Origin of the sequence: Pseudomonas sp. 2024-210 (assembly GCF_045062345.1) — a bacterium.
In the GTDB taxonomy this organism is placed as follows: domain Bacteria; phylum Pseudomonadota; class Gammaproteobacteria; order Pseudomonadales; family Pseudomonadaceae; genus Aquipseudomonas.
The window spans coordinates 66,974-87,398 of record NZ_JBJGEJ010000007.1 but is presented as its reverse complement, the minus strand read 5'-3'; the positions used below and the strand labels follow the sequence as shown (position 1 = coordinate 87,398).

Here is a 20,425-nt window from a genome sequence, read left to right as displayed (position 1 = left end):
GGGCATCCGCGAGTGGCGTTCAACTAATCAATGAGGATTCTCATGCGTTTTACCAGCATGTTGTTGCTACCGATTTTGGCTTTTTCGTCTCTTTCAGCTCATGCTGATGCCCAGGATGTCACTCGCTTGAGCCAGTTGCTTGAGAAGTCGAAGACAATCACGGCTAACTTCTCGCAGTTGACGCTGGATGGCAGTGGCACGCAGTTACAGGAAACCAAAGGCGAAATGTCGGTGCAGCGCCCGGGGCTGTTTTACTGGCACACCGAAGCTCCGCAAGAGCAAACGATGATTTCAGACGGTCAGAAAGTAACCCTTTGGGACCCGGATCTGGAGCAGGCCACCATCAAAAAGCTGGATCAGCGCCTGACTCAGACGCCAGCTTTGTTGTTGTCGGGTGACGTGTCGAAGATCAGTGAAAGCTTTGACATCAGTTCAAAGCAGGCAGGAGAGGTCATGGAGTTCATCCTTAAGCCCAAGACCAAAGACACGCTGTTCGATTCGCTGAACCTGTCCTTTCGCAATGGCATGATCAACAACATGCGCCTGGTTGACAGCGTTGGTCAGCGTACTGACATTCTGTTTAGCGGTGTAAAAGCCAACGAGCCGATCCCTGCCAGTAAATTCAAGTTCGTTATCCCGAAAGGGGCTGATGTCATCCAGGAATAATCCTGGAACAAGAGGTTTAAGCGTTGCCCATGGATTTGTTTCGAAGTGCCCCGATTGCTCAACCCTTGGCTGCTCGCTTGCGCGCGGCCAATCTGGACGAGTACGTCGGCCAGCAACACTTGCTCGCCCGGGGCAAGCCCTTGCGCGAAGCGCTGGAGCAGGGTGCGCTGCATTCGATGATTTTCTGGGGGCCGCCGGGGGTGGGTAAAACCACGTTGGCTCGACTCCTGGCCGAAGTCTCCGAAGCGCATTTTGAAACGGTCTCTGCCGTATTGGCCGGGGTCAAAGAGATTCGTCAGGCGGTAGAAATTGCCAAGCAGCAGGCCGGTCAATATGGTCGCCGGACCATTCTATTTGTCGATGAAGTACACCGCTTCAACAAGTCGCAGCAAGATGCGTTTCTGCCTTATGTCGAAGACGGTACCCTGATTTTTATCGGGGCCACCACTGAAAACCCGTCGTTTGAACTGAACAACGCACTGCTGTCGCGAGCGCGGGTGTATGTGCTCAAAAGCCTTGACGAAGCGGCGCTGCAAAGGCTGGTTGAGCGTGCTTTGACCGAAGACAAAGGGCTGGGCAAGCGCGGTTTGACCCTCAGCGATGAAGGTTTTCAAATATTGCTGCGTGCGGCCGACGGCGATGGTCGACGCTTGCTGAATTTGCTTGAAAACGCCGCCGATCTGGCCGAGGACAACAGCGAGATAGGCTCTGACCTGCTGCAAAGCCTGCTGGGCGATACTCAGCGTCGATTCGACAAGGGGGGCGAGGCCTTTTACGATCAGATATCGGCCCTGCATAAATCGGTGCGCGGCTCCAATCCTGACGGCGCCTTGTATTGGTTTGCGCGGATGATCGATGGTGGCTGTGACCCGCTGTACATTGCCCGCCGTGTCGTGCGCATGGCCAGCGAAGATATAGGCAATGCCGACCCGCGCGCTTTAAGCCTGTGTCTGGCGGCCTGGGATGTGCAGGAACGTCTTGGCAGTCCGGAAGGCGAGCTGGCTGTGGCTCAAGCCATCACCTATCTGGCGTGTGCGCCTAAAAGCAATGCGGTGTACATGGGGTTTAAAGCAGCACTGCGCAGCGCTTCCGAGTACGGCTCCCTCGAAGTCCCTCTGCATTTGCGTAATGCACCGACCAAGCTGATGAAGCAACTGGGTTACGGCGACGAATACCGCTACGCCCATGATGAGCCCGATGCTTACGCGGCGGGTGAAGATTACTTCCCGGATGAGCTGGAGCCTTTAGCGCTCTATCAGCCGGTGCCACGCGGTCTTGAGCTTAAAATCGGCGAGAAGCTCAAACACCTCGCTGCACTGGATCGCGCAAGCCCCCTGCAGCGGAGAAAGCCTTGATTCCATTGGTCTTGGCCGTCTCGGCGGGCGGCATAGTCGGCACATTATTGCGTTTTGCCACAGGCAACTGGATTAATGCCAATTGGCCGCGGCACTTCTATACCGCGACATTGGCCGTTAATATCGTCGGCTGCCTGCTGATAGGCGTTTTGTACGGCCTTTTCTTGATACGCCCAGAGGTGCCAATCGAAGTCCGAGCAGGACTGATGGTGGGCTTTTTGGGTGGTTTGACCACTTTTTCATCCTTTTCACTGGATACGGTGCGCCTGCTTGAAAGCGGGCAAGTGCCACTGGCACTGGGCTATGCGGCTCTCAGCGTATTCGGCGGGCTGCTCGCAACATGGGCTGGCCTGTCCCTGACCAAACTTTGATAAACGAGAAACCGACATGCTCGATTCCAAACTGTTACGTAGCAACCTTCAGGACGTAGCGGATCGCCTGGCATCCCGAGGCTTCAAGCTGGACGTGGCGCGTATTGATGCGCTCGAATCCCAGCGTAAAGAAGTCCAGACTCTGACCGAAAAGTTGCAGGCCGAGCGTAATGCGATCTCCAAAAGTATCGGTCAAGCCAAAGCGCGCGGTGAAGACATCGCACCGTTGATGGCCAGCGTCGAGACCATGGGCACTGACTTGGCCAACGGCAAAGTGCAGCTGGAAGCGATCCAGACTGAGTTGGATTCAATCCTGCTGAGCCTGCCTAACCTGCCGGATGTTTCCGTGCCGGTCGGTGCTGATGAAGACGACAACGTTGAAATTCGCCGCTGGGGTACGCCTAAGGTCTTTGATTTTGAAATCAAGGACCACGTGGCGCTGGGCGAGCAGTACGGCTGGCTGGATTTTGAAACCGCTGCCAAATTGTCCGGTGCGCGTTTTGCGTTGCTGCGTGGCCCGATCGCACGTCTGCATCGCGCGTTAGCGCAGTTCATGATCAACCTGCACACCGGTGAACATGGCTACGAAGAGGCCTACACGCCTTATCTGGTTCAGGCACCCGCGTTGCAAGGCACGGGTCAACTGCCTAAGTTCGAAGAAGAGCTGTTCAAGATCAGCCGCGAAGGCGAAGCTGATTTTTACCTGATTCCAACCGCTGAAGTTACGCTGACCAACATCGTTGCCGGTGAAATCGTCGAGCACAAAGCCCTGCCGATCAAATTTGTCGCTCACACGCCGTGCTTTCGCAGTGAAGCGGGCGCATCGGGTCGCGATACACGCGGCATGATCCGCCAGCACCAGTTCGACAAAGTTGAGATGGTACAGATCGTAGAGCCTTCCACTTCGATGGATGCGCTGGAAGGTTTGGTTGCAAATGCCGAGAAAGTGTTGCAACTGCTCGAACTGCCTTACCGCACACTCGCATTGTGCACGGGCGATATGGGTTTCAGCGCCATCAAGACCTACGACCTTGAAGTGTGGATCCCGAGCCAGGACAAATACCGCGAAATCTCGTCGTGCTCCAACTGCGGCGATTTCCAGGCCCGGCGCATGCAAGCCCGTTTCCGTAATCCGGAAACCGGCAAGCCTGAGCTGGTCCACACCCTGAACGGTTCCGGTTTGGCCGTAGGCCGTACGCTGGTAGCCGTTTTGGAAAATTATCAGCAGGCTGATGGCTCGATTCGCGTACCCGACGTCCTCAAGCCTTATATGGGCGGTATTGAGGTCATCGGCTAAATGGAGTTTCTGCCGCTGTTTCATAACCTGCGGGGCAGTCGTGTGCTGGTGGTCGGCGGCGGGGAAATTGCTTTGCGCAAATCCCGGTTGCTGGCCGATGCCGGCGCCGTATTGCGGGTGGTCGCACCCGCTATAGAGCCGCAGTTGTGCGAGTTGATCCACAGTAGCGGCGGTGAGCAGATCTTGCGCGGCTATGTTGAGGCAGACCTTGATGGCTGCGTGCTGATCATTGCTGCCACCGATGACGAACCGCTCAATGCGCAAGTCTCAGCGGATGCCCACCGGCGCTGTGTGCCGGTCAATGTGGTGGATGCGCCTGCCTTGTGCAGCGTTATTTTCCCCGCCATCGTTGACCGTTCGCCGCTGGTCATTGCTATTTCCAGTGGTGGCGACGCGCCGGTATTGGCGCGTTTGATCCGGGCCAAGATTGAAACCTGGATTCCATCGACCTACGGCCAGTTGGCCGGTCTTGCGGCGCGGTTTCGTACACAGGTCAAAGGGTTGTTCCCGGATGTACAACAGCGTCGGGGGTTCTGGGAAGACGTTTTTCAAGGCCCCATTGCGGATCGCCAATTGGCCGGGCAGGGCGGTGAAGCTGAGCGCCTGCTCCTCGCCAAGATTAACGGCGAAGCAGCCATTACCACCGGTGAGGTCTACCTTGTGGGCGCCGGGCCGGGGGATCCTGATCTGCTGACTTTCCGCGCTCTGCGGCTCATGCAGCAAGCCGATGTGGTGCTGTATGACCGTCTGGTGGCGCCCGCGATTCTTGAGCTGTGCCGCCGTGATGCCGAGCGTGTGTATGTCGGTAAACGTCGCGCGGATCATGCCGTGCCGCAGGAGCAGATCAATCAGCAGCTGGTCACGTTGGCCAAGCAAGGCAAGCGTGTCGTGCGGCTTAAGGGCGGCGATCCGTTTATCTTCGGGCGCGGTGGTGAAGAAATCGAAGAACTGGCAGCACACGGCATCCCGTTTCAGGTCGTGCCGGGTATTACCGCAGCCAGCGGTTGCGCGGCTTACGCCGGGATTCCGTTGACGCATCGCGATTACGCGCAGTCCGTGCGTTTCGTGACCGGTCATTTGAAGGATGGCACCAGCAATTTGCCGTGGAACGATCTGGTTGCTCCGGCGCAAACGTTGGTGTTCTACATGGGCCTGATCGGCTTGCCGATCATCTGTGAGCAGTTGATCAAGCATGGCCGTGCTGCAGAGACCCCGGCGGCGTTGATTCAGCAGGGCACGACGTCCAATCAGCGGGTTTTCACCGGTACGCTGGCGGACCTGCCGACCTTGGTCGCCGAGCATGAAGTGCATGCACCCACCTTGGTCATCGTGGGCGAAGTGGTGTTGCTGCGCGAGAAGCTGGCCTGGTTTGAAGGGGCTCAATCGCAGGTGTAAAAACGCCCTCACCCCAACCCTCTCCCGGAGGGAGAGGGAGCTTAATCAAGTCGATTTCAGATTCAATGCAGTGCCTTCAGATTCAAGAAAATCACAAGCCTCCCCCAATCAGAGCCCTTTCCCTCCGGGGAGAGGGCTCTGATGTGTGGTGTTCTTCAAATCACAGTCGGCTCGGTTTTTCGGACTGACGAAGATTCAAGAGCAACACTGTCGGTTCCCTCTCCCTCGGGGAGAGGGCTAGGGTGAGGGGCTTTTGATTTTAGTCCCGATTATCCCCGACCAAGCTCTCCACAGACGGCACTCGCGTGTCGCTCTCCATCTGTGCATCGTGCTCGATCTGATGGCTAAAGCGATCCAGTGAACCTTGCGCCGGTTGCGCATCGCTGGCAAAGACCGGCGGGCTCATCATGTAAGCCCCCAATAGACGGCTAAGCGCTGCCAAGCTGTCAATATGCGTACGTTCATAACCGTGGGTCGCATCACAACCAAAGGCCAGCAACGCACAACGAATGTCATGCCCCGCCGTGACGGCCGAATGCGCATCGCTGAAGTAATAGCGAAACATATCCCGGCGCACCGGCAATTCGTTTTCTGCCCCCAGGCGCAACAAGTGCCGCGACAAATGATAGTCATACGGCCCACCCGAATCCTGCATCGCCACACTGACGGCATGCTCACTGGAGTGCTGCCCCGGAGCCACGGGCGCAATATCAATCCCGACAAACTGGCTGACATCCCAAGGCAATGCCGCCGCCGCGCCACTGCCGGTTTCTTCGGTAATGGTGAACAGCGGATGGCAGTCAATTTGAGGTTGCTCACCGCTTTCCACAATCGCCTTCAAAGCGGCCAGCAGCGCAGCGACGCCGGCCTTGTCGTCCAGATGACGGGCGCTGATATGCCCGCTTTCCGTGAATTCAGGCAGCGGATCAAACGCAACAAAATCGCCAACATTAATGCCCAGCGAATCACAGTCCGCGCGCGTGGCGCAGTATGCATCCAGCCGTAGTTCGATGTGATCCCAACTGATCGGCAGTTCGTCGACACCTGTATTGAATGCGTGACCTGAGGCCATCAGCGGCAGGACGCTGCCACGTATCACGCCATTGTCGGTAAACAGGCTAACGCGGCTGCCTTCCGCGAAACGGCTGGACCAACACCCGACAGGTGCGAGTACTAACCGACCGTTGTCTTTAATGGCGCGAACGCTGGCGCCGATGGTGTCCAGATGCGCTGATACTGCACGATCCGGGCTGCTTTTCTGGCCTTTGAGCGTCGCGCGCAGGGTGCCGCGTCGCGTCAGCTCAAAAGGAATGCCCAGCTCTTCAAGGCGTTCGGCCACATAACGCACGATGGTGTCGGTGAAACCGGTGGGGCTGGGGATAGCCAGCATCTCCAGCAATACCCGTTGCAGGTAGTCGAGGTCGGGTTCAAGAATGGTGCGGTTCATAAGGCCTCCTGAGGTGAGGCTCGCCGCGCAAGTGAATGCGGCGAGCCTGTATGACGTTCAGCGGCTGCACTCAGGGCGCAGGCTGACTGTGAGGAAAGAGCAAATCAATAAAGCGCTCGGCGGTAGGCTGCGGTTCATGGTTGGCCAGCCCGGCGCGTTCATTGGCTTCGATAAACACATAATCGGGCTGATCGGCTGCCGACACCATCATGTCCAGCCCGACCACTGGAATATCCAGCGCACGGGCGGCACGAATGGCCGCGTCCTTGAGTACCGGGTGCAAAATGGCGGTGACATCTTCCAGGCATCCGCCAGTATGCAGATTGGCAGTTTTGCGCACGGCCAGCAGTTCGCTTGCTGGTAACACACTGTCATATTCATAGCCCGCAGCTTGCACGGCGCGCAGCGTTTCTGCGTCTTGCGGGATACGGCTTTCACCTTCGGTGGCAGCCTGACGTCGACGGCTCTGAGCTTCGATCAATTGCAGGATGCTGTGATGGCCATCACCGATAACCTGTGCCGGTCTTCTGATTGCCGCGGCCACCATTTCAAAACCGATGACTACAATGCGCAGATCAAGCCCTGGGTGAAAGCTTTCAAGCAATACGCGATGGTCAAACGAGCGTGCGACCTCCACAGCGGCTTGTACCTGTTCGAATGAGGCAAGATCCACCGCCACGCCATTGCCCTGTTCGCCGTCCAGCGGCTTGACCACGATGCGGCCGTGTTCTTCAAGAAATGCCAGATGGTCATCAGCATTGCCGGCCATTTGCTGCGTGGGTACGTTCAGGCCCGCCAAACTGAGGGTTTTATGGGTCAGGCTTTTGTCCTGGCACAGGCTCATGCTGATCGAACTGGTCAAATCGGTCAGTGATTCTTTACAACGAATCCGCCGCCCCCCGTGACTGAGGGTGAACAAGCCTGAAGAGGCATCGTCGATCTGTACGTCAATCCCGCGTCGGTAGGCTTCTTCCACCAGAATTCGAGCATAGGGATTTAGCCCTGCCTCAGGCCCCGGCCCTAGAAAAAGAGGCTGATTGATCCCGTTTTTACGTTTGATGGCGAACGTCGACAGGTTACGAAAGCCCAACTTCCCATACAGGTTCTTGGCCTGCTGGTTATCGTGAAGCACGGATAAATCCAGATAGCTCAGGCTTCGGCTCATGAAGTGTTCGATCAAGTGGCGCACCAGTACTTCGCCTACACCGGGGCGAGAACACTGCGGGTCGACCGCCAGGCACCACAAGCTGCTGCCGTTTTCCGGATCATGAAAGGCGGTGTGATGATTCAGGCCCATCACACTGCCAATCACTGCGCCGCTGTCTTCATCTTCAGCGATCCAGTACACCGGGCCGCCCTGATGGCGTGCGGTGAGCAGGGTAGAATCAATCGGCAACATGTTGCGCATCAGGTACAGCGAGTTGATGGCGCTCCAATCGGCGTCATTTTGCGCCCTGCGGATGCGAAAGCCGCGGAATACGCGGGTGGCGGGGCGGTAATCAGTAAACCAAAGACGCAGCGTGTCGGACGGGTCAAGAAAGAGTTGCTGGGGCGACTGCGCCAGCACTTGCTGAGGAGCAGCCACATACAGCGCAATGTCACGCTCGCCCGGTTGTTCATTCAACAATTCGTCGGCAAGGCTGGCCGGGTCGGGAAACGTGTGCCCGATCAGCAGTCGCCCCCAGCCGCAATGCACGGCCACGGGCTGCGCATCCAGTGCGCTGCCGTCTTCGGCAAGACGCGCTTGCAGGCGTTCATAAGAGGGCGTTTGACCGCGCAGCAAGCGCTGGCTGTAAGCCGTAGCGAGGGGTTTCATCGGTCAGATTCCTTGTTCACTCAGCCACAGGTTGAGAGCCGCCAGTTGCCAGAGTTTGGAACCGTTAAGGGGGGTCAGTTGGCTTTGCGGATGAGTCAGCAACGTGTCGAGCATGGCCGGCTGAAACAGACCGCGGTCCTGGCTCGGGTCCAGCAACAGATCGCGGACCCAATTGAGCGTGTTACCTTCCAAATGCTTGAGACCCGGCACCGGGAAGTAACCCTTCTTGCGATCAATCACTTCGCTAGGAATGACCAACCGTGCGGCTTCTTTAAGCACCTGCTTGCCACCCTCCGGCAATTTGAAGCGTGCCGGGATGCGCGCCGAGAGTTCGGCGAGGCGGTAATCCAGAAACGGCGTGCGGGCTTCAAGACCCCAAGCCATGGTCATGTTGTCAACGCGTTTGACCGGGTCATCCACCAGCATCACCGTGCTGTCCAGACGCAAGGCTTTGTCCACACCTGCATCGGCACCCGGTTGGGCGAAATGTTCACGAACGAAGTCGCCAGCCGCGTCATTGGCTGTCAGCCATTTTGGTTGCACCGTGGCTTTGTAGTCATCGTAACTGCGGTCGAAAAAGGCTTTGCGATAGGCTTCATACGGATCGCTGGCGCCATCCACTTGCGGATACCAGTGATAGCCTGCAAACAGTTCATCGGCACCTTGACCGCTCTGCACCACTTTGCAGTGCTTGGCGACTTCGCGGGAAAGCAGATAAAACGCAATACAGTCGTGGCTGACCATCGGCTCGCTCATGGCACGGAAGGCCGCGGGCAACTGCTCAATGATTTCGTGTTCACCAATGCGTAGCTGGTGATGGCGGGTGCCGTAGTGCTTGGCAATCAGATCTGAATATTCGAACTCGTTACCGCGTTCACCTCCGGCATCCTCAAAGCCGATTGAAAACGTCGACAAATCCTGTACGCCTGTTTCCCTTAACAGGCCCACCAACAAGCTGGAATCGACACCGCCCGACAGCAGCACGCCGACATCAACGGCCGCGCGCTGGCGAATGGCAACCGCTTCACGGGTGCAGTCCAGTACGCGGTCGCGCCAGTCTTCAAGCCCAAGATGGGTCTCATCGGCATGTGGGCCGTAGGGCAGTGTCCACCAGGTTTTTTGTTCGGTATGGCCGTTGGCATCAATACGCATCCAGGTCGCTGGCGGCAGTTTTTCAATGCCGGCAATCAGTGTGCGAGGTGCAGGCACGACGGCGTGGAAGTTCAAGTAATGGTTAAGTGCAACCGGATCAAGCATCGGGTTGATATCGCCGCCTTTAAGCAGTGCCGGCAATGTAGATGCGAAGCGCAAACGCTCGCCTGTGCGGGACAGGTAAAGGGGTTTTACGCCCAGCCGGTCGCGGGCGATGAACAGGCGTTGAGCGTCTCGCTCCCAAATGGCAAAGGCGAACATGCCATTGAGTTTGGGGAGCATGGCCTCGCCCCAGGCGTGATAGCCCTTGAGTAGCACTTCGGTGTCGCCGTCGGAGTAAAACGCATAACCGAGGTTTTCCAGCTCTGCGCGTAACTCTGGGAAGTTATAGATCGCGCCATTAAACGCCAGCGACAAACCGGACTGACTGTCGACCATCGGCTGCGCCGAGCCGTCCGACAAATCCATGATTTTCAGTCTACGATGACCCAGAGCAATTGGCCCTTGGCTATGAAAACCCCAGGCATCAGGGCCACGTGGAGCGAGGTGGTGGGTGATGCGTTCGATGGCTGCCAAATCGGCAGGTTGATGATCAAAACGTAACTCTCCAGCTAATCCGCACATGGTGTGTAAATCCTTCGTTTCTGTGCATGTTGCTACCGGTAAGACTCGGCGCGATTGCGGCGCGCCGGATAGCACTTGGGCCCGGTTTTGAAGAGCGATGCCGCATTTTGTGCATCGCCAGCCCGTGCGGCACGCAGCAGTAAAGTGTCGCGCCGCCATGAATGACCGTGGTTTATCGAGTAATTCGAGGCGCGATCGTTCAATAAAAATTACCGAAGGTCATTGAACGCATCGTCGATATTTATCTATGTCATCGGCAGGGTTTTGCAGCGTTAGGTTAGGGGTTCGCTTCCACAACGACCTACAGAAGACCTGATATGACGCTTATTCCCAGCAGGCCGCCGCTCAATGCCCGTGACGCCACACTCAGTGATCTCGAACCGCTGGAGCTTGTCTACAGCCACATGCCCAAATGGCTGCTGGACGCTGAACCGGGCGTGATTGATGCCTTGAACGCCTCGATGGCCCAAAGCCGCTCGTACCATGAGCGGGTCGGCAAAAAGTTCAGTCAGTTGCAAAGCGTCGAGTCTTACTGCGGTGCTTTGCTCGAAGCCGAACTCAAGCATGAATTTGTGTTGCGATTCGATATCCACCTCGACCAATTGGCGGTGGTGCATGAGCACCTGATCACCGATGACACGCTGCTGGCAACGGTGCGTCACCGTCTGGAACATGACGAACCCAAGTCATTGTTATGGGCTGCGCTGCAAAATTTTTCCGCGGATGAAGCCCTTGCCGAGGGTTTTCATGCACAGAGTCATATTCGTCTGGACGGCCATCCCGAGCATTTGAGCCCGCTCAAGCCCCATTACTTTGCGGCGGTATGCCGCAAGCTCGATCTGGGAGCTAAGTACCAGACGTACCTGCAGACGTTTCTTGGGGTGGCGCCTACGGGGGAGGCGAATCCCAACGTGACCCAGTTAGCGACCGAGTCAAACCTCAGGTTGCTTAAAACCTATGACATGCAGGTGGATGCGCACATCGCATGGCTGAAAAAAAACATCACCGAAACCGCCTACAAGGCGCTCGTTGCAGTGTTGGTCGCGCCTTCGCCCCCAGCGTCCGCAGCCTCGGCCAGACTCGATGGCAAGTCTGTGGTGTGCAGTTCAATTCACCTGCTCGATACGCCCATTGATGGGGTGGTGATTTTTTCTCCTGACACGCTGTTGCTGCATCCCGGCAACCGGTTGATTGCTTATATCCCCAATGATCCCGTGGCCCCGTTCTTTGAATTCACTTCTTTGCAGGTGTTTAGCGACGAGTTGAAACAGCGTCTACTGGACCCGGCCTACGTCAGTTTTTTTTCGAGGTTTGTCGCGTTGAGTGCGCGAGCAGCTTTTGTGAAAAAACTCAATGAACATCCGGTGTATTTGAGTTTGACGGCCGAGGTGTTAAACCAGAGTGCCGCTCATTATTTGTGTACGGTGCAACTCAAGAACATGTTTGCCGATGCTCAGCTGCTGGCGGTTCCGACCGGAGTGCTGGATGAGCGCCTGCGAGAAGAGCGCTGGCAGTTGTACAAAGGCGTTGGGTTGCTGCTGATCAATGTCGCGGCGCTGTTTGTTCCGGTGTTGGGTGATCTGATGCTGGCGGTGGCGATAGGCGACATGCTCAAGGAGGTCTACGAAGGGGTAGAAGACTGGACACAGGGCGACACGGACCATGCGCGAGAACATCTGCTCAATGTCGCCAAGGACCTCGCCGTCAATGTCGCCGTTGTGGTGGGGGCCTCCGCAATCAAGGCCGCGGCAAGTCGCTTGAGTGAAGCCACCATGGCTCACTTTGAAGGGTTTGAACCCATAAAACGCGAGGACGGCGCTGTGCGCCTGTGGTACCGCAACCTTGAGCACTATGAAAGCCCGACCGCTCATGTGCACCGCTATACGGCGGACGCACGCGGGTTTTTTACCCATCAGACCAGGCAGCACATCACGGTTGATGCAAAGCACTACCCCGTTGAGTTTGACAGTGAGCTGCAGCAGTGGCGTATCCCTCATGCGCGAAGGCCGCAGGCGTTTAAACCCGGGTTGCTGCATAACGGAGACGGGGCCTGGCAGCATGCTCATGAACGACCGTTGGAGTGGCAAGGCAGTGCGGCCATAGTGGGTCGGCTGGGGGGCGCCGCGGCGACTCTGGATGAGCGAACCTTGGAGCAGGTTAGGCAGTTGACCCATACCAGTGAGGAGGTCATGCGTCGAGTACACTTGGAAAACCTGCTTCCACCTCCTTTGCTGGCAATCACCCTCAAGCGCTTCGAAATCGACCGGACGTTATCGGCGTTTGTCGAACAAATGAGTACCCCTCAATACAACGCTGCGCACTGGGCACACTGGCAAATGAGCCTGTTGCCCTACTTGGAAAAATGGCCCGTTGGCAAAGGCTTTGTCGTGGCAGACGAGTCCGGTCATACCTTGGCGAGTTACGGCAGTACGCTCTGGCCGACAACGTCGCAGATCAACTTGTCGCCAGCGGTCCTGCATGATGGAAAACTGCTTGAGGCCGTGCTCGCCGCGTTGTCCGCTACAGAAGGCAAGGCATTATTGAGTGATGAATTGAGGCAGTCGCGCGAACCTGCGTCTGCATTGGCCACCACACTTGCCGTTTATCTGCAGGACAACAGAAAGGCGGTGTTTGAGCGTTTTTACCAGGCCTTTAATGTTTCCCGAGCACCGGAAGCCCAAACGATCGAAGCCGTATTTCCCGGCTTGCCCAGGGCCGTGACTCAAGCGTTGGTTGACTCTGCCAGCGCCGAACAACGCCAGGTTTTGCGCACGGTGAAAGTCCCGCTGAAAATGGCCGAAACGGCCCGTCTTTACTTGCGCGAGGCCCGGCTGGACCGTGCCATCGAGGGTTTCTATCTAAAAGATCAGGCTAATGCTGACACTGAACGATTGATGCTGCACTTTCTGGAGCGTGTGCCGGGGTGGCCCACCCACATCCCGTGGGAGGTGCGTAATGATTCGCTGCAAGGTCCGGTCTTACGCAGTATCGGCAATAGCGTGCCCGTCAACCCGCGTGTGCTGGTCAAAACCGCACAGGGGATTTTACGTTATACCCCGAGAGGGTCGATATTCAGCCTTGAGCCGGGTACATCGGTCTCACTGTCTGATGCCATTTTCAAGTCGTTGAACGCTTTAGAGCGCGAAGGCATGGCGCTTGATGCTTCGAGGGGCAGTGAAGCCTTTAACGAGGTATTAGCTGCTCAGGCGGCTAATGCGCGTGAGGAATCAGCGCAGGTGTTAGGCATGCAGCCGATTAAGCCCGGCTTCAAGCCACCCAGCGTGATGCCTGACGGGCAAACCGGTTATCCCTTGTGCGGTCTGGATGCGGGTGGGCATTCCAGTTCTTTGCAGCGTCGAGTCCGCGACTTGTTCCCTGAGTACAACCAGGAGCAGGTGCTGGATTATCTCGACATGCTGATTGAGAGCGGAGTTGAGCCGATACGCGCATTGCGCGAGCGCAAACGTATCAGAACCTCTTTGCGCAACTGCTTGCAAACATGGATCGACGCCACGCCCTCAGAGATTTCGTTGACGCATTCGCCTGTTGATCATGCTGATGATCGATATCAGGCCGCCGGAATCATCGCGCGTGTCTGGCGCAGACATCCCACGTTTTACCCTCAGGCGGACAGTGTTGAAGGTCGCACCTTGAACCTGAGTGGCTTACGGTTGGGAAGTTTTCCTGCATTGCCTGTTATGGCTGACTTCACCCATATTCGTGAGCTCAAGCTAAACAATATGAATTGCAAGAATACAGCGGATAGGTTTCTGGAACATTTCAGCGGGGTTGAAGTGCTGGAAATGGACAATAACCAGATGAGCACTTTGCCGTTTCAACTGGAAGGGATGGCCAACTTGCGTCATTTATCCCTGGCTCAAAACGAGCTGTTCTTGAATGCCGCAAACAAATTGGTACTCCTGGGCCTGAGTAAGCTTGAAGTGCTTAATCTCAATGATAATTTTCTGGGGACAGAGTTAGATCTCAGTCGTCTCAATCATTTGCGGCGCATTTATTTGCGCCGCACCTGGATAGACACCTGGCCCCAAGCCCTTGCAAGCCGGCCACTGCTAGAAGCAGCGGACTTGCGACAAAACCATATCGCCGAGATACCGGAAGATATTTTTCAGACATCGCCCAGGGTCACTCGCAATATCACCTTATCGAATAACCCGTTATCCGCTGTCAGTAGACTGCGTTTGGCGCGCTTTGTGATGCAAGGTGGTAGCACCATGGGGGTTGACAGTGAAGAACTGCTCAGTGAGGCGGCCGCTTTTGAGTTCTGGACGGCGGGTATTACCAGTCATGAGCGCAGCAGGCGTGAGCTGCTGTGGAATACCCTTAGATCTGAGCCCAACAGTGATGACTTCTTCAATGTGGTCAGCCGTTTAACCACCACCGCGGATGCTCAAAGTGTGCGTCAGGATCTAAGTCGTCGCGTATGGGAGATGATAGAAGCCGCCAATGAGAATTCTGACTTGCGGCGAGACTTAATTGATATTGCAGCGGCCCCGCGCAGTTGTACCGACAGCGTTGCCTTGAGTTTCAGCGCGTTGGAAATACAAATGGAACTGGCCCGGATTTCTACAGACCCGACGCGTCAGGAAAGCGACTTAATTAACCTGGGTAGGCGCTTGTACCGACTGGAAAAACTCACAAAAATTGCCTCTGAACACTACACCCTGCAGATGGCCACCGGTGCGATTGGCGCTGATGAACTTGAGGTGCATTTGGCGTACCGCAGTGGATTAGCCAAGCCGTTGAACTTGCCCGGTCAACCGCAAAGCATGATCTTTAATAATTTAGCGGGGGTCACAGTAGAAGACCTGAGCAACGCAAAGGCTCAGGTCATTAGCGGCGAAGACTCCGATGAGTTGAACAGGTTTATCAGTTCGCTTGATTACTGGAGAGAGTATTTGATCGAGCGCAACAGTGCCGACTACCTGCTCATGACTGAGCCTTTTCATGACGAGTTGAGCGCGCTCTTGAGACGTTCGCCAGAAATGACCAGCGGCCGTTATGTGCAGTTGGTCACCGGGATTCGTAACAGGATGGATGCCAGGGTCGATGTCTGGTGCCTGAATAAAACCAATAAAATAGTGAGTAGGGGCAAGGCCCCTTCATCCCCCTCTACAGGCCTTTGATCAGTGTGCGCAGCATAAAACGATTGGGATGACAGGCTTGCGCAACTGCTCGCGGCAAGGGTAGTGGCTCGTTATTGATCCACGCCGCCAACAGTTCACCTGACAGCGGCGCGGTAATCAACCCGCGAGAGCCATGACCACTGTTCACGTACAAACCCTCGAGCCAAGGGCATGCTGCGTCGGGTACTTGCCGAGCATCTTTACGCAACACCGCGTAAGTCTGTGCAAAGGATTGCGGGTCTGCCAGCGGTCCCACAATCGGCAAGTAGTCCGGGCTGGTGCAGCGAAAGGCAGCCCAACCCTGCAGGGTCTCGGGGTCAAGCTGCTCACCCAGACGCTGTGTCAGGTTTGGGGATATTTCTTGCAGCAAGTCGAGATTGCCCTGGTGCCCGGCGGGTGTGGTGGTCAGGTCTTCATTGTGAAAATCGAAGCTGGCGCCCAGGGTGTGCTCGCCCAAGCGTCCAGGGGCGATGTAGCCCTCAGCGCAGACCACTGTTTTCAGCGCGGCGCTGGCTTGGGTTTCAACCAATTGGGTGATTTGCCCGCGGATACGCTTGAGCGGCAAGCCGCTGGCTGCCGGGAAGCATTTGACCTCGGCAGCCCCGGCCAGAATCACCACGGGGGCACTGGCCAATACCTGCTCGCCCTGTCGGGCCAACCACTGGCCATCGATCTGTTCCAGTTGCAGCACATCATGGTGAGTCAGCACGTCGATATTCGGGTGCAAGGCCTGGAACTGGCACAGCGCTGGTGGATGAACCCAGCCGCCTTCGGGGTAAAACAGCCCGCCATGGGACAGCTCAATACCTGCGAGTGCCTGTGCTTGTGGCTGATCAAGCAGGTGTACCAGTGCTGGCGGGAAGGCCGCAGCCAATTGCGCCTGACGGGCAGCTTCCTTGGCGTTAAACCCCAGTTGCAGAACGCCACAGTCGTCCCAGTCGCGACCGCGTTGCAACTGCTCCAGTAAACGACGTGTGTAGCCGAAACCGCTGACAATCATCTGCGACAGCGTCGTACCGTGAGCCGATAATTTGAGGTAAAGCACACCTTGGGGGTTGCCTGAAGCTTCTGCGGCCAGTCGTTCATGACGCTCCAGCAACACCACGTGCCAACCCCGCCGGGCCAGACTATTAGCGCTGGCGCAACCTGAAAGTCCGCCACCAATTACCAGTGCCTTGCGTTCGCCTGCCGGTTGAGGCGGCCGGGCATACCAGGGTGTTATTGAAGTGACGGCCAGTGGGTGTTCAGGTAAACCCACAAAAGTGCCACGCAGAATTTCCCATTTATGGCCAATGCCCGGTGTACGGCGCATTTTAAAGCCTGCGTCGTTCAGTGCCCGTCGTACCCAGCCGGTACTGGTAAAGGTACTGATGGTGGCGTCGGGTGCGGCCAGACGTGCCAGTTGGGCAAACAGTTCGGGTGTCCACATGTCTGGATTCTTCGCTGGGGCAAACCCGTCAAGAAACCACGCGTCAATCTGTGCATCCAGCTGCGAAAATTGTTCCAGCGCATCCCCGATCAGCAACGTCAATGTCACCCGGCCATTGGCCAGCGTCAGCGTCTGAAACCCGGGATGGATGGCAAAGTAAGCCGCCATCAACTGCTCACGGTAAGCGGCAAGTTCGGGCCATAACGCCAAAGCCTTCCCTAAGTCTTCGCGGGAGAGGGGGTATTTTTCAGCACTGATGAAATGCAGTCGCGCATCCGGTGGGGCGCATTGATCAAACAACTGCCAGGCACATAAAAAGTTCAGCCCGGTACCAAACCCTGTTTCGCCAATGACCCAATGACCCTTAACGGGGAGGGCTGCAAAGCGCTCGCTCAGGGCGTTTTGTTCAATAAACACATATCGCGTCTCTTCCAGACCCGATTTGTCAGAAAAATACACATCGTCGAACACCCGAGAGTGGGGGCGACCTTGTTCATCCCAGTCAATCTGGGCATTGGGCATATCAGTAGTCATGTGCGGCTCGGCAACGGCAAGTCGGCCATTCTAGCTGATCGGTCAACACGAGATTGATCCTTGGCAGGGCGATACAGGTTTCTTGCTGCATGGCGGGCACAATCCGCTAGTCTTGTGACAACTTGACAGGGAGTTTTCCATGTTCGAATCAGCTGAAATCGGTCATTCAATTGATAAAGAAACCTACGACAAAGAAGTACCTGCTCTGCGCGAAGCCTTACTTGAGGCTCAGTATGAGCTTCATCAGCAGAAGCGTTCGGCGATCATTGTGCTGATTAACGGCATTGAAGGCGCGGGTAAAGGCGAAACTGTAAAGTTGCTGAGTGAGTGGATGGACCCGCGCTTGATCGAAGTGCGCACGTTTGATACGCAGACTGACGAGGAACTGGCGCACCCTGCGGCCTGGCGTTATTGGCGACAATTGCCTGCCAAAGGGCGTATGGGGACATTTTTTGGCAACTGGTACAGCCAGATGTTGCAGGGGCGTGTCCACGGTGTTTTCAAGGATGCGGTTCTGGATCAGGCAATAAATGGCGCAGAGCGACTGGAAAAGATGCTGTGCAACGAAGGCGCAGTGATTTTCAAATTTTGGTTTCACCTGTCCAAAAAACAAATGAAAGCCCGCTTGAAAGCCCTTCAAGATGACCCTCTGCACAGCTGGCGTATCAGTCCGCTCGACTGGCAACAATCGAAAACCTATGACCGGTTTGTCCGCTTCGGTGAACGCGTCATTCGACGCACCAGTCGCGATTATGCCCCGTGGAACATCGTCGAAGGGGTAGACCCTAACTATCGCAGCCTGACGGTAGGCAAAATTATTCTTGAAGGATTGCAGGCGGCTCTCAATACGCCCAAGCCCAAGGCTCGCCCAACCAGTGCTGCCCCGTTGCCCGAAGTGTTTGACGATCTGAGCCTGCTCGATTGCCTGGACATGACCCTGCACCTTGAAAAAGATGACTATCAGGAACAACTGATTACCGAGCAGGCACGTCTTTCGGGGTTGATGCGTGACAAACGCATGCGCCGTCATGCGTTGGTGGCCGTCTTTGAAGGTAACGACGCGGCGGGCAAAGGTGGATCGATCAAACGGGTAGCGGCGGCACTGGACCCCCGTCAATACAGCATCGTGCCCATTGCCGCCCCCTCTGAAGATGAGCGGGCACAACCGTATCTTTGGCGTTTTTGGCGACAGATTCCGGCACGCGGCAAATTCACCATTTTTGACCGTTCATGGTATGGCCGCGTGCTGGTCGAGCGGATAGAGGGATTCTGCACTCAGGCCGACTGGATGCGTGCCTACGGTGAAATAAACGACTTTGAAGAACAGCTCAGTGATGCAGGGGTCATTGTCGTCAAATTTTGGTTGGCGATTGATAAAGATACCCAGCTACAACGCTTTCAAGAACGTGAAACCATACCGTTCAAGCGTTACAAAATCACTGAAGAAGACTGGCGCAATCGTGAAAAATGGGACCAGTACCGCAAGGCGGTGTGCGACATGGTTGATCGCACCAGCACCGAGATATCACCCTGGACATTGGTAGAGGCCAATGACAAGCGTTGGGCGCGAGTCAAGGTGTTGCGCACGATTAATGATTCGTTGGAAGCCGCGTTCGAAAAACGCGACAAGCAGGATAAAAAGCACAAAAAATAAGCGCACCCTGAAAAAGCGAAGACGGCGATAGGGCGACCGTGTCGCCCTAAACCCTGTCAGTGCTTACCTGTACCCAGCATATTCTCGGGCCGCACCCACTGATCAAACTCTTCATCGGTCAGATAACCCAACTCCAGGGCGGCTTCGCGCAGGGTCAATCCTTCGGCGTAGGCTTTCTTGGCAATTTCGGCAGATTTGTCGTAGCCAATATGCGGATTGAGTGCCGTGACCAGCATCAAGCCTCGTTCCAGATGTTCAGCCATTTTCGCCGCATCGGCCTCCAGGCCGTTGACGCAATGTTCCTGAAAGTTACTGCAACCGTCCGCAAGAAGCTGGATGGACTGCAAGAGGTTATGAATGATGACGGGTTTGTAGACGTTCAGTTGCAGATGACCCTGACTGGCGGCAAAGCCGATGGTGACGTCGTTACCCATGACTTGGCACGCCAGCATGGACAGAGCCTCGCACTGGGTGGGGTTGACCTTGCCCGGCATGATCGAGCTGCCCGGCTCATTGGCTGGCAGTTTGATTTCAGCCAAACCCGCACGCGGTCCGGAACCCAGTAAGCGGAAGTCATTGGCCAGTTTCATCAAAGCGACTGCCAGTGTTTTCAAGGCGCCAGACAGATTGGTCAAAGGTTCGTGGCCCGAAAGGGCGGCGAACTTGTTAGGCGCCGTGACAAAGGGTAAGCCGGACAATGCGGCCAGCTCCCCGGCAATGGCCTCACCAAAGCCATGCGGGGCATTGAGCCCCGTACCCACGGCTGTGCCGCCTTGCGCCAGCTCGTAAATGGCCGGCATGGCAGCATTAATAGCTCTTTCTGCGTAGTCCAGTTGTGCGATATAGGCCGACACTTCCTGACCAAAGGTGATCGGGGTGGCATCCATCATGTGGGTGCGCCCGGTTTTCACCAGTTTCATGTGACGGGCCGACAGCTCCGCCAAACCACCGGACAATTCGCTGATGGCCGGTAGCAGTTGATTGTGTACCGCTTTGGCCACTGCAATATGCATGGCGGTCGGGAAGCAGTCATTGGAGCTTTGCGAGCGATTGACGTGGTCGTTGGGGTGCACGGGCGATTTGCCGCCCCGGCCTTTGCCGGCCAGCTCATTGGCGCGCCCGGCGATCACTTCATTGGCGTTCATGTTGCTTTGCGTGCCGCTCCCGGTCTGCCAGACCGCCAACGGAAATTGATCGTCGTGTTGCCCGTCGAGTACTTCATCGGCGGCCTGTTCGATCAGGCGAGCGATGTCAGCGGGCAAATCGCCGTTGCGATCATTGACCCGTGCTGCAGCCTTTTTGATGAGCGCCAGCGCATGCAGCACGGCCTGGGGCATTTTCTCATTGCCGATGGCAAAGTTGATCAGCGAACGTTGGGTCTGAGCGCCCCAATAAGCCTCCTCCGGAACGTGCACTTCACCCAGGCTGTCGGTTTCGATACGGCTCATCGTGCTCTTTCTCCTCAGTGGGTTGATCCATCAGCTTAGGCGGTGTTTACAAAGAGAGGTTCAAACTTTGGTTTTAGAGACGTTTGTCGGGTT

12 protein-coding genes are annotated in these 20,425 nt (G+C 56.3%); 7 read left to right on the top strand and 5 right to left on the bottom strand.

The features are described from left to right. The first annotated feature begins 42 nt into the window (after positions 1-42). From lolA to cysG, 5 genes are read left to right on the top strand one after another with little or no spacing between them, the layout of a single operon-like run. The gene (gene lolA, locus ACI7MX_RS12185) at positions 43-666 is read left to right on the top strand and encodes an outer membrane lipoprotein chaperone LolA (RefSeq protein WP_405587606.1); all 624 of its coding nucleotides are present in this window, start codon (positions 43-45) and stop codon (positions 664-666) included. A 29-nt stretch (positions 667-695) separates the two neighbouring features. Continuing rightward, entirely contained in the window at positions 696-2,021 is a 1,326-nt protein-coding gene (locus tag ACI7MX_RS12180) for a replication-associated recombination protein A (protein WP_405587603.1), read from the top strand. Continuing rightward, a complete protein-coding gene (gene crcB / locus ACI7MX_RS12175; protein WP_314488087.1) occupies positions 2,018-2,392 on the top strand; it encodes a fluoride efflux transporter CrcB in 375 nt (124 codons plus the stop codon). The genes ACI7MX_RS12180 and crcB overlap by 4 nt, the downstream gene beginning before the upstream one ends. 16 nt (positions 2,393-2,408) lie before the next feature. After that, complete coding sequence (gene serS, locus ACI7MX_RS12170) at positions 2,409-3,689, top strand: serine--tRNA ligase (protein WP_405587600.1); 1,281 nt, start codon at positions 2,409-2,411, stop codon at positions 3,687-3,689. Continuing rightward, complete coding sequence (gene cysG / locus ACI7MX_RS12165; RefSeq protein ID WP_405587597.1) at positions 3,690-5,084, top strand: siroheme synthase CysG; 1,395 nt, start codon at positions 3,690-3,692, stop codon at positions 5,082-5,084. Positions 5,085-5,343: 259 nt separating this feature from the next. Here cysG and ACI7MX_RS12160 read toward each other — a convergent pair whose 3' ends face one another. The 3 genes from ACI7MX_RS12160 to ACI7MX_RS12150 all read right to left on the bottom strand — a co-directional run bounded on the left by ACI7MX_RS12160 (position 5,344) and on the right by ACI7MX_RS12150 (position 10,123). After that, positions 5,344-6,531, bottom strand: a complete 1,188-nt coding sequence (locus ACI7MX_RS12160; RefSeq protein ID WP_405587594.1) for an osmoprotectant NAGGN system M42 family peptidase — start codon at positions 6,529-6,531, stop codon at positions 5,344-5,346. A 70-nt stretch (positions 6,532-6,601) separates the two neighbouring features. Continuing rightward, positions 6,602-8,347, bottom strand: a complete 1,746-nt coding sequence (gene ngg / locus ACI7MX_RS12155; protein ID WP_405587592.1) for an N-acetylglutaminylglutamine synthetase — start codon at positions 8,345-8,347, stop codon at positions 6,602-6,604. A gap of 3 nt (positions 8,348-8,350) precedes the next feature. Next, positions 8,351-10,123, bottom strand: coding sequence for an N-acetylglutaminylglutamine amidotransferase (locus tag ACI7MX_RS12150; RefSeq protein ID WP_405587589.1), 1,773 nt, complete (start codon positions 10,121-10,123; stop codon positions 8,351-8,353). Positions 10,124-10,440: 317 nt separating this feature from the next. Here ACI7MX_RS12150 and ACI7MX_RS12145 point away from each other — a divergent pair, with 317 nt between their 5' ends. Next, positions 10,441-15,267, top strand: coding sequence for an NEL-type E3 ubiquitin ligase domain-containing protein (locus tag ACI7MX_RS12145; RefSeq protein WP_405587586.1), 4,827 nt, complete (start codon positions 10,441-10,443; stop codon positions 15,265-15,267). Here the strand turns inward: ACI7MX_RS12145 and mnmC are convergent. After that, positions 15,254-17,230 (bottom strand): bifunctional tRNA (5-methylaminomethyl-2-thiouridine)(34)-methyltransferase MnmD/FAD-dependent 5-carboxymethylaminomethyl-2-thiouridine(34) oxidoreductase MnmC, encoded by a 1,977-nt coding sequence (mnmC, locus tag ACI7MX_RS12140; protein ID WP_405587583.1) that lies wholly within the window; start codon positions 17,228-17,230, stop codon positions 15,254-15,256. The two genes, ACI7MX_RS12145 and mnmC, sit on opposite strands and share 14 nt — an antisense overlap. Positions 17,231-17,369: 139 nt before the next feature. Here mnmC and pap point away from each other — a divergent pair, with 139 nt between their 5' ends. Further along, positions 17,370-18,884, top strand: a complete 1,515-nt coding sequence (pap, locus tag ACI7MX_RS12135; protein WP_405587580.1) for a polyphosphate:AMP phosphotransferase — start codon at positions 17,370-17,372, stop codon at positions 18,882-18,884. A gap of 56 nt (positions 18,885-18,940) precedes the next feature. Here the strand turns inward: pap and ACI7MX_RS12130 are convergent, their stop codons facing one another. After that, the gene (locus ACI7MX_RS12130) at positions 18,941-20,332 is read right to left on the bottom strand and encodes a class II fumarate hydratase (RefSeq protein ID WP_314488113.1); all 1,392 of its coding nucleotides are present in this window, start codon (positions 20,330-20,332) and stop codon (positions 18,941-18,943) included. Positions 20,333-20,425: the final 93 nt, after the last annotated feature.